This window comes from Leclercia sp. M50 (assembly GCF_037150775.1).
Taxonomy (GTDB): domain Bacteria; phylum Pseudomonadota; class Gammaproteobacteria; order Enterobacterales; family Enterobacteriaceae; genus Enterobacter.
Genome location: NZ_JBBCPK010000005.1, coordinates 86557 through 96913 on the forward strand (window position 1 = coordinate 86557; position 10357 = coordinate 96913).

A 10357-nucleotide genomic window follows, 5' to 3' on the forward strand; every position below is an offset into this window, starting at 1 on the left:
TGGCAATTGTATCCTTGTGACCGCAGGCTGTGGTCACATTTCCTATTTTAATTCGATAAGCACAGGATAAGCATGCTCGATCCCAATCTGCTGCGTAATGAGCCAGACGCAGTCGCTGAAAAACTGGCACGCCGGGGCTTTAAACTGGATGTAGATAAGCTGCGCGCTCTTGAAGAGCGTCGTAAAGTTCTGCAGGTACAAACAGAAAACTTGCAGGCAGAGCGTAACTCTCGATCGAAATCCATCGGCCAGGCGAAAGCGCGCGGGGAAGACATTGAGCCATTACGCCTGGAAGTGAACAAGCTGGGTGAAGAACTGGATCAGGCGAAAGCCGAGCTGGACGTTCTTCAAGCCGAAATTCGTGAAATCGCGCTGGCGATCCCGAATACCCCTGACGACAGTGTTCCTGTCGGTAAAGACGAAAACGACAACGTCGAAGTGAAACGCTGGGGCACGCCTCGCGAGTTCGACTTCGAGGTTCGCGATCACGTTACGCTGGGCGAAATGCACGCGGGGCTCGATTTTGCCGCTGCCGTTAAGCTGACCGGTTCCCGCTTTGTGGTGATGAAAGGGCAGATCGCCCATCTGCACCGCGCGCTGGCCCAGTTCATGCTGGATCTGCACACCGAGCAGCACGGCTACAGCGAAACCTACGTACCGTATCTGGTGAACCACGATACGCTGTATGGTACCGGCCAGCTGCCGAAATTTGCCGGCGATCTGTTCCACACCCGTCCACTGGATGAAGAAGCCGACAGCAGCAACTACGCGCTGATCCCAACGGCAGAAGTGCCGCTGACCAACCTTGTGCGCGATGAGATCATCGACGAAGACGATCTGCCGATCAAACTGACGGCGCACTCTCCATGCTTCCGTTCTGAAGCGGGCTCTTATGGCCGTGATACCCGCGGTCTGATCCGTATGCACCAGTTCGACAAAGTCGAAATGGTGCAGATCGTGCGTCCGGAAGAGTCCATGGCGGCGCTGGAAGAGATGACCGGTCACGCGGAAAAAGTGCTGGAGCTGCTGGGTCTGCCGTACCGCCGCGTGGCGCTGTGTACCGGTGACATGGGCTTTGGCGCCTGCAAAACCTTCGACCTCGAAGTGTGGGTACCGGCGCAGGGAACCTACCGTGAAATCTCCTCCTGCTCTAACGTAGGCGATTTCCAGGCGCGCCGCATGCAGGCTCGCTGCCGCAGCAAATCCGACAAGAAAACCCGTCTGGTGCACACCCTGAACGGCTCCGGCCTGGCAGTGGGACGTACGCTGGTCGCGGTGCTGGAAAACTACCAGCAGGCGGACGGCCGTATCGAAATTCCTGAAGTGCTGCGTCCGTATATGAAAGGCCAGCAGTACATCGGTTAAATTGTTTTTAAGTAAAAAGCGCCTGCGGGCGCTTTTTTTATGCCCCGGTTTTGATGTCAGGCAATATCCCCTCCCTCTAAAGTAGTAATACTTTCCAAACAGTTGGTTAGCGTAAACGTCTGCTAACGCACGGTATCTTTATATAAAAAACTATATAGCGGTTGTTACCGCACCTTTGAACTTTGTGAGCAATCAAAGTGAGAGTCTATGAAAATGAAAACGCCTGAAGCTCTGCTGGCTGCTGAGGTGAGTCGACGTGGATTGATGAAAACCACGGCGATTGGCGGCCTGGCTGTTGCCAGTAGCGCATTCACATTGCCTTTTTCACGTCTGGCATCGGCTGCACAAGCCACTGAGACCGTTAAACCTGATGAGAAAGTGGTCTGGAGCGCCTGCACGGTAAACTGCGGCAGCCGCTGTCCACTGCGCATGCATGTCGTTGACGGTGAAATTAAATATGTTGAGACCGACAATACCGGGGACGATAACTACGAAGGATTACATCAGGTTCGCGCCTGCCTGCGCGGCCGCTCAATGCGCCGTCGTGTCTATAACCCGGATCGCCTGAAGCAGCCGATGAAGCGCGTGGGTAAACGCGGCGAAGGCAAGTTCGAACCCATCAGCTGGGAAGAGGCCTTTGACACCATCGCCGGTACGATGCAGCGTCTGATTAAAGATTACGGTAACGAATCTATCTATCTGAACTACGGCACCGGCACCCTCGGCGGCACCATGACCCGCTCCTGGCCGCCGGGAAAAACCCTGATCGCCCGTCTGATGAACTGCTGTGGGGGATACCTCAACCATTACGGTGACTACTCAACCGCACAAATTGCCGCTGGCCTGAACTACACCTATGGCGGGTGGGCAGATGGCAACAGCCCGTCGGATATCGAAAACAGCAAGCTGGTGGTCCTGTTCGGCAATAACCCTGGCGAAACGCGCATGAGCGGCGGCGGGGTAACGTACTACGTCGAACAGGCGCGGGAAAAATCGCAAGCCCGGATGATCGTCATTGACCCGCGCTATACCGACACCGGGGCAGGGCGCGAAGATGAGTGGATCCCCATCCGTCCTGGCACCGATGCAGCGCTGATCTCTGCCCTGGCGTGGGTGATGATCACTGAAAACCTCGTCGACCAACCTTTCCTCGACAAATATTGCGTCGGCTACGACGAAAAAACGCTGCCGGAAGGGGCACCGGCGAACGGCCACTATAAAGCCTATATTCTCGGCCAGGGCAATGACGGCATCGCCAAAACCCCGGCCTGGGCCGCGGCCATCACCGGCATTCCCGAGGCGCGAATCGTCAAACTGGCACGTGAAATTGCCGGGGCGAAGCCTGCCTTTATCTCTCAGGGCTGGGGGCCGCAGCGTCATGCGAATGGCGAACTGGTCTCCCGCGCTATCGCCATGCTGGCCATTTTGACCGGCAATGTGGGGATTAACGGTGGCAACAGCGGCGCGCGTGAAGGCTCATATTCACTGCCCTTTGTACGCATGCCGACCCTGGAAAACCCGGTTAAGACCAGCATCTCAATGTTTATGTGGACCGATGCCATCGAGCGCGGCCCGGAAATGACCGCCACCCGTGATGGGGTACGCGGCAAAGATAAACTCGACGTGCCAATTAAAATGGTCTGGAACTACGCCGGGAACTGCCTGATCAACCAGCATTCGCAGATCAACCGTACCCATGAGATCCTGCAGGATGATAAAAAATGCGAGCTGATTGTGGTGGTGGACTGCCATATGACCTCCTCGGCGAAGTATGCCGACATTTTACTGCCAGACTGCACCGCCTCTGAACAGATGGATTTCGCCCTTGATGCCTCCTGCGGCAATATGTCGTATGTGATTTTTGCGGACCAGGCGATCAAACCGCGCTTCGGCTGCAAAACCATCTATGAGATGACCACAGAGCTGGCGAAACGTATGGGCGTTGAGCAACAGTTCACCGAGGGACGCACCCAGGAAGGGTGGATGCGCCACCTGTATGAGCAGTCCCGTGAGGCCATCCCGGAGTTGCCGTCATTTGATGAATTCCGCCAGCAAGGCATGTTCAAAAAGCGTGACCCGGAAGGGCACCACGTGGCGTATAAAGCCTTCCGTGCCGATCCTGTTGCCAATCCGCTGACCACCCCGTCAGGCAAAATTGAGATCTATTCCGCTGAACTGGCGCAGATCGCCGCGACGTGGGAGCTTGAGAAAGACGATGTGATCGATCCACTCCCGGTTTACAGCCCGGGCTTCGAAAACTACGACGATCCGCAGGTCAAATCCTTCCCGATGCAGTTGACCGGCTTCCACTACAAGGCGCGTACGCACTCTACCTACGGTAACGTTGATGTCCTTAAGGCGGCCTGCCGTCAGGAGATGTGGATCAATCCGCTGGATGCTAAGGCCCGCGGGATCGCCAACGGCGACCGGGTACGGATCTTTAACAGTCGTGGCGAAGTGCACATTGAAGCCAAAGTGACGCCGCGTATTCTGCCGGGCGTCGTCGCGCTAGGTGAAGGCGCCTGGTACAACCCGGACGCCAACCGCGTCGATCAGGCTGGCTGCATTAACGTGCTCACCACGCAACGCCCGTCGCCGCTGGCGAAAGGCAATCCGTCTCACAGTAACCTTGTTCAGGTTGAAAAGGCGTAAGGAGTAGCCGATGACCACTCAGTATGGATTTTTTATTGATTCCAGCCGCTGCACCGGGTGTAAAACCTGCGAGCTGGCCTGTAAAGACTATAAGGATCTGACGCCGGATGTCAGCTTCCGCCGCATCTACGAGTACGCGGGCGGTGACTGGCAGGAGGACAACGGCGTCTGGCATCAGAACGTCTTTGCCTACTATCTCTCTATTGCCTGCAACCACTGCGAAGATCCCGCCTGTACCAAGGTGTGCCCGAGCGGCGCGATGCACAAGCGCGACGACGGCTTTGTCGTGGTGAATGAAGATGTCTGCATCGGCTGTCGTTACTGCCATATGGCCTGCCCATACGGCGCACCGCAGTACAACGCCGCCAAAGGCCATATGACCAAGTGCGACGGCTGCCATGACCGCGTGGCGGAAGGCAAAAAGCCGATTTGCGTGGAGTCCTGCCCGCTACGGGCGCTGGATTTCGGTCCGATTGCCGAACTGCGCCAGAAGTACGGCAAGCTGGCTGCGGTCGCGCCGCTGCCGTCTGCGCACTTTACGAAGCCGAGTATCGTCATTAAACCCAATGCCAACAGCCGACCAACGGGTGATACCACCGGCTATCTGGCCAATCCAAAGGAGGTGTGAGATGGGAAGCGGATGGCATGAATGGCCGTTAATGATTTTTACCGTCTTCGGACAGTGCGTGGCGGGCGGTTTTATTGTGCTCGCGCTGGCGCTGTTAAAAGGCGATCTGAAGGCTGAACAACAGCAGCGTCTGGTGCTGAGCATGTTTGGCCTGTGGGTGCTGATGGGCATCGGCTTTATCGCCTCCACGCTGCACCTGGGCTCGCCGATGCGCGCGTTCAACTCCCTCAACCGTGTGGGGGCCTCATCCCTCAGCAATGAGATTGCCAGCGGGGCGATCTTCTTTGCTGTTGGTGGTCTGGGCTGGCTGCTGGCCGCGATGAAGAAGCTGCCTGCCGGGCTGCGCAGCCTGTGGCTGATTGTTACTATGGTGCTGGGCGTGGTGTTCGTCTGGATGATGGTTCGGGTCTATAACACAATCGACACCGTGCCGACCTGGTACAGCGTCTGGACCCCAATGAGCTTCTTCCTGACGATGTTTATCGGCGGGCCTCTGCTGGGTTTCCTGCTGCTGCGCGTGGCGGGTGTGGATGGCTGGGCCATGCGTTTGCTGCCCGTCGTCTCCCTGCTGGCGCTGGTGGTGAGCGCCATCGTTGCCCTGATGCAGGGGGCGGAACTCGCAACCATCAGCAGCTCCATTCAGCAGGCGTCAGCTCTGGTGCCGGATTACGGCTCGCTGATGGCCTGGCGCGTGGTGCTGTTAGCGGTCGCGCTGGCCTGCTGGATTGTACCGCAGCTTAAAGGCTATCAACCTGCATTACCGATATTGTCGCTGGCATTTGTGCTGGTGCTGGCGGGCGAATTACTGGGGCGCGGCGTCTTTTACGGTCTGCATATGACTGTTGGGATGGCTGTCGCCAGTTAACGCTGATTTTTGTTATATAAAGCCGGGACATAGTGCCCGGTTTTTTTATTTTCGATCATGAAATTTTTCTTCTGTCGTTTGGCTTTAAGTTTGTCGGTACATAAATAAAAACAAACACATAACTATTATTGATAGCCGCCATTCCATTAGCAGGATGAGTTTTTTCAATCGACAGGGACCTTATCGTGCTTGCGGCTCAAGAGGGTGGATTGACTTTGTTTTTGCCAGTGGCATGATGCGCACGAAATCTGAACTTCCTCACGGTTTTTAATCCATGTCGACCTATACCCGGCCAGTGCTCCTGTTACTCTGTGGCCTGCTTTTGCTGACCCTCGCGATCGCGGTGTTAAACACGCTCGTCCCGCTGTGGCTCGCCCATGAAAATTTACCGACCTGGCAGGTTGGCATGGTCAGCTCGTCCTTTTTTACCGGCAACCTGCTGGGAACATTAATGACGGGAAGCCTGATCAAACGCTTTGGTTTTAACCGCAGCTACTATCTGGCGTCGCTTATTTTTGCTGTCGGCTGTGCCGGGCTGGGGCTGATGGTGGGCTTCTGGAGCTGGATGGTCTGGCGCTTTATTGCCGGCGTAGGCTGCGCCATGATCTGGGTGGTCGTGGAAAGCGCCCTGATGTGCAGCGGTACCTCCCGCAACCGTGGGCGTCTGCTGGCGGCCTATATGATGGTCTATTACGTCGGGACAGTCCTGGGCCAGTTGATGGTCAGCAAGCTGCCGACCGACCTGATGAGCGTACTGCCGTGGGTGACGGGCATGGTGCTGGCCGCGATTCTGCCGCTGCTCTTTACGCGCATTGTGAACCAGAGCAGCGAGCATCAGGAAGCGACCCACGTCTGGCCGATGCTGAGACTGCGCCAGGCGCGTCTGGGCGTTAATGGCTGCATCATCTCCGGGATTGTGCTGGGTTCGCTGTATGGTCTGATGCCGCTCTATCTCAACCATCAGGGGGTGAGTGATTCCGGTATCGGTTTCTGGATGGCGGTGATGGTCAGCGCCGGGATTGTCGGGCAATGGCCGGTGGGGCGTCTTGCCGACCGCTTTGGGCGTTTGCTGGTGCTGCGCGTACAGGTCTTCGTGGTGATCATGGGCTGCTTTGCCATGCTCAGTAATGCCGCCATGGCGCCTGCACTGTTTATTCTGGGCGCGGCTGGCTTTACCCTCTATCCGGTGGCGATGGCCTGGGCCTGTGAAAAAGTGGAGCATCATCAGCTGGTGGCGATGAACCAGGCGCTGCTGCTGAGTTACACCATCGGCAGTTTGCTGGGCCCGACCTTTACTGCCATGCTGATGCAGAACTATTCTGACAATCTGCTGTTTATAATGATCGCCAGCGTGTCGTTTATTTATCTCTTAATGTTGCTGCGCAAGGCGGGCGAACACCCGACGCCAGTGGCGCATGCCTGAACAAATAAAAGCCTGTCGATGACAGGCTTTTTTGTCTTTGTCACATCTAAGAGTTTTACGCATTGTTTGTTTATCATGCCAGGCGATAATTCAGAGGCGTTCTACCACTAAAAGGCAGCGATTATGTCTACTCGTCGTTTTACCACTACCGCGCTGGCAGTAGTGTTGTCTTTATCATTTGCAACTGCACCTGTTATGGCTAATCCAGGCAATGGGAATGGAAATGGCCACGGCAATGGCGGCGGGCAAGGTAATAGCGGTAATCATGGGAACGGAAATTCCGGGAAGGGGAATTCCGATAATCATGGTAATAAACAAAATAACGGTAACCACACTTCCGGCAAATCCAATAAAAGCGTAAGAGAGGATGTGGATGCACGTGTCAGTTACGATCATGCCCGTCATCTGGCACTGAACTATGGCTTAACAGGTTATGACTCACTGCCGCCGGGGATTGCGAAAAACCTCGCCCGCGGTAAACCTCTGCCGCCGGGAATTGCGAAAAAGAGTGTACCGGCTTCAATGTTAGGTCAATTGCCTTCTTACCCTGGTTATGAATGGCGGGTAGTCGGCAAGGATCTGGTGTTAATTGCGCTGAGTACGGCAATTGTGACGACCATTATTAATGGTGTCTTTGACTAATAAATAGAACGCCCGGTAAAGACCGGGCGTTTTGCTAATACATGACCTTGTGACCGTACTGCTCCAGAATGCCTTTTACGCGTTCCATGGTCTCTTTCTTCGGCGGCTTCACGCCATCAAGTTTGTATTCTTCGCCCATCGCCACCCATTTATGTTTGCCCAGCTCGTGATACGGCAGCAATTCAATTTTTTCGACATTGCCCATATCACGCGTGAACTCACCCAGACGGTGGGCAGAGTCATCATCATCTGACCAGCCTGGAACGACGACATAACGGATCCAGGTTTTAATGCCTTTGGTGGAGATGTATTTTGCGAACTCCAGAGTGCGATGGTTCGAGACCCCCACCAGGTTCTGGTGAATTTCATCGTTCATCTGCTTGAGATCGAGCATCACCAGATCGGTCACTTCCAGCAGTTCGTCGATCACCGGATCGTAGCGACGGACAAAGCCATTGGTATCCAGACAGGTGTGAATACCCTCTTTACGGCAGGCGCGGAACCAGTCGCGCACAAACTCGGCCTGCAGGATCGCTTCCCCGCCAGATGCGGTTACGCCGCCGCCAGAGGCGTTCATAAAGTGGCGATAGGTCACCACTTCTTTCATTAACTCTTCAACGGTGACCTCTTTGCCGCCGTGGGTATCCCATGTATCGCGGTTATGGCAATACATGCAGCGCATCAGGCAGCCCTGGAAGAAGGTAATAAAACGGATGCCCGGGCCATCGACGGTGCCACAGGACTCAAAGGAGTGGATGCGACCAATAGTTGACATTGCGGTGATATCTCCAGGTTCGGCCCTTCCGGGGCCTGTGTATGTGCACAACTCGTTGGCTGTGTCGAGTCTGTTTTGGCTGTTATCCATTTATTATAGATAGCGGGCAAAAGAGACTGCGGAGTGGGAGGTGTTAAAAAGGCCCCACTTGCGTGGAGCCTTTATTGTACGCCTATTACTGCGCGATTTCAGTCAAATCCACTTACATGGACTGAGTGAAAGTACGGGTAATAACGTCTTTCTGCTGCTCTTTAGTCAGCGAGTTAAAACGTACTGCGTAGCCAGATACACGGATGGTCAGCTGCGGATATTTTTCCGGATGTTCCATCGCATCGAGCAGCATTTCACGGTTCATAACGTTCACGTTCAGGTGCTGACCACCTTCGATGGACGCTTCATGATGGAAGTAACCGTCCATCAGACCCGCGAGGTTGGTTTTACGCACTTCGTCATCTTTACCCAGCGCATTTGGAACGATAGAGAAGGTGTAAGAGATACCATCTTTAGCGTAAGCAAACGGCAGTTTTGCAACGGAGGTCAGAGAGGCAACAGCACCTTTCTGGTCACGGCCGTGCATTGGGTTAGCACCTGGTCCGAATGGCGCGCCAGCACGACGACCGTCTGGGGTGTTACCGGTTTTCTTACCATACACAACGTTAGAGGTGATGGTCAGAACAGACTGAGTCGGGATAGCGTTACGGTAAGTAGTGAGTTTCTGAATTTTCTTCATGAAACGTTCTACCAGGTCAACCGCCATGTCATCAACGCGAGCGTCGTTGTTACCAAACTGCGGATATTCGCCTTCGATTTCGAAGTCGATAGCCAGACCGTCTTCGTCACGAATTGGTTTAACTTTCGCATATTTGATAGCAGACAGGGAGTCAGCCGCAACGGACAGGCCTGCGATACCACATGCCATGGTGCGCACGACGTCACGGTCATGCAGCGCCATCAGAGAGGCTTCGTAGCTGTACTTGTCGTGCATGTAGTGAATGACGTTCAGCGCGGTGACATACTGTTTAGCCAGCCAGTCCATGAAGTGATCCATGCGATCCATGACTTCGTCATAGTTCAGCACGTCGCCTTTGATCGGCTCAGACTTAGGACCAACCTGCATTTTCAGTTTTTCATCAACGCCGCCGTTGATTGCGTACAGCATGGTTTTCGCCAGGTTTGCACGCGCACCGAAGAACTGCATTTGTTTACCAACAACCATTGGGCTTACGCAGCAAGCGATAGCGTAGTCATCGTTGTTGAAGTCAGGACGCATCAGATCATCGTTCTCATACTGCAGAGAAGAGGTGTCGATGGAGACTTTAGCGGCGAATTTCTTGAAGTTCAGCGGCAGTTTTTCAGACCACAGAACGGTGATGTTCGGCTCCGGAGACGGCCCCATGGTGTACAGGGTGTTCAGGAAGCGGAAGCTGTTTTTGGTTACCAGAGTACGGCCATCTACGCCCATACCACCGATGGATTCCGTTGCCCAGATTGGGTCACCAGAGAACAGCTCATCATATTCTGGGGTACGCAGGAAGCGAACCATACGCAGTTTCATGACCAGGTGGTCAATCATTTCCTGAGCGTCTTGTTCGTTGATTTTGCCTGCTTTCAGGTCACGTTCGATGTATGCATCCAGGAAGGTGGATACACGACCGAAGGACATTGCTGCACCGTTCTGAGACTTAACCGCAGCCAGGTAACCGAAGTAGGTCCACTGGATCGCTTCCTGAGCGTTGGTTGCAGGGCCGGAGATATCGCAACCGTATTTCGCTGCCATCTCTTTGATCTGACCCAGCGCGCGGTGCTGTTCAGCAATCTCTTCACGCAGACGGATAGTGGCTTCCAGGTTTACGCCATTTTCCAGGTCGGACTGCAGAGACTGGAACTGGGCGTATTTGTCTTTCATCAGGAAGTCGATACCGTACAGCGCAACGCGACGGTAGTCACCGATGATACGGCCACGGCCATAGGCATCTGGCAGGCCGGTCAGGACGCCCGATTTACGGC

General features: G+C 54.8%; 8 protein-coding genes. 6 read left to right on the forward strand and 2 right to left on the reverse strand.

Annotation, left to right across the window (positions count from 1 at the left end):
* The first annotated feature begins 72 nt into the window (after window positions 1–72).
* The 6 genes from serS to WFM46_RS02335 all read left to right on the forward strand — a co-directional run bounded on the left by serS (window position 73) and on the right by WFM46_RS02335 (window position 7575).
* The gene (gene serS / locus WFM46_RS02310) at window positions 73–1365 is read left to right on the forward strand and encodes a serine--tRNA ligase (RefSeq protein WP_180209718.1); all 1293 of its coding nucleotides are present in this window, start codon (window positions 73–75) and stop codon (window positions 1363–1365) included.
* 207 nt (window positions 1366–1572) lie between these two features.
* A complete protein-coding gene (dmsA, locus tag WFM46_RS02315; RefSeq protein WP_336997000.1) occupies window positions 1573–4017 on the forward strand; it encodes a dimethylsulfoxide reductase subunit A in 2445 nt (814 codons plus the stop codon).
* Between the two features lie 10 nt (window positions 4018–4027).
* Complete coding sequence (locus WFM46_RS02320; protein ID WP_156654207.1) at window positions 4028–4645, forward strand: DMSO/selenate family reductase complex B subunit; 618 nt, start codon at window positions 4028–4030, stop codon at window positions 4643–4645.
* A gap of 1 nt (window position 4646) precedes the next feature.
* The gene (locus tag WFM46_RS02325) at window positions 4647–5510 is read left to right on the forward strand and encodes a dimethyl sulfoxide reductase anchor subunit family protein (RefSeq protein WP_156654208.1); all 864 of its coding nucleotides are present in this window, start codon (window positions 4647–4649) and stop codon (window positions 5508–5510) included.
* A 274-nt stretch (window positions 5511–5784) separates the two neighbouring features.
* Entirely contained in the window at window positions 5785–6933 is a 1149-nt protein-coding gene (locus WFM46_RS02330; RefSeq protein WP_180209719.1) for an MFS transporter, read from the forward strand.
* Window positions 6934–7056: 123 nt separating this feature from the next.
* Window positions 7057–7575, forward strand: coding sequence for an anti-virulence regulator CigR family protein (locus WFM46_RS02335; RefSeq protein ID WP_103178913.1), 519 nt, complete (start codon window positions 7057–7059; stop codon window positions 7573–7575).
* A gap of 34 nt (window positions 7576–7609) precedes the next feature.
* On the opposite strand, the gene pflA is transcribed toward WFM46_RS02335, so the two are convergent.
* Window positions 7610–8350: a pyruvate formate lyase 1-activating protein gene (gene pflA / locus WFM46_RS02340; RefSeq protein WP_336997001.1), complete on the reverse strand. Its 741-nt coding sequence runs from the start codon at window positions 8348–8350 to the stop codon at window positions 7610–7612.
* Window positions 8351–8552: 202 nt separating this feature from the next.
* Window positions 8553–10357: formate C-acetyltransferase (gene pflB, locus WFM46_RS02345; RefSeq protein WP_336997002.1), on the reverse strand; the 1805-nt coding region annotated here is incomplete at its 5' end.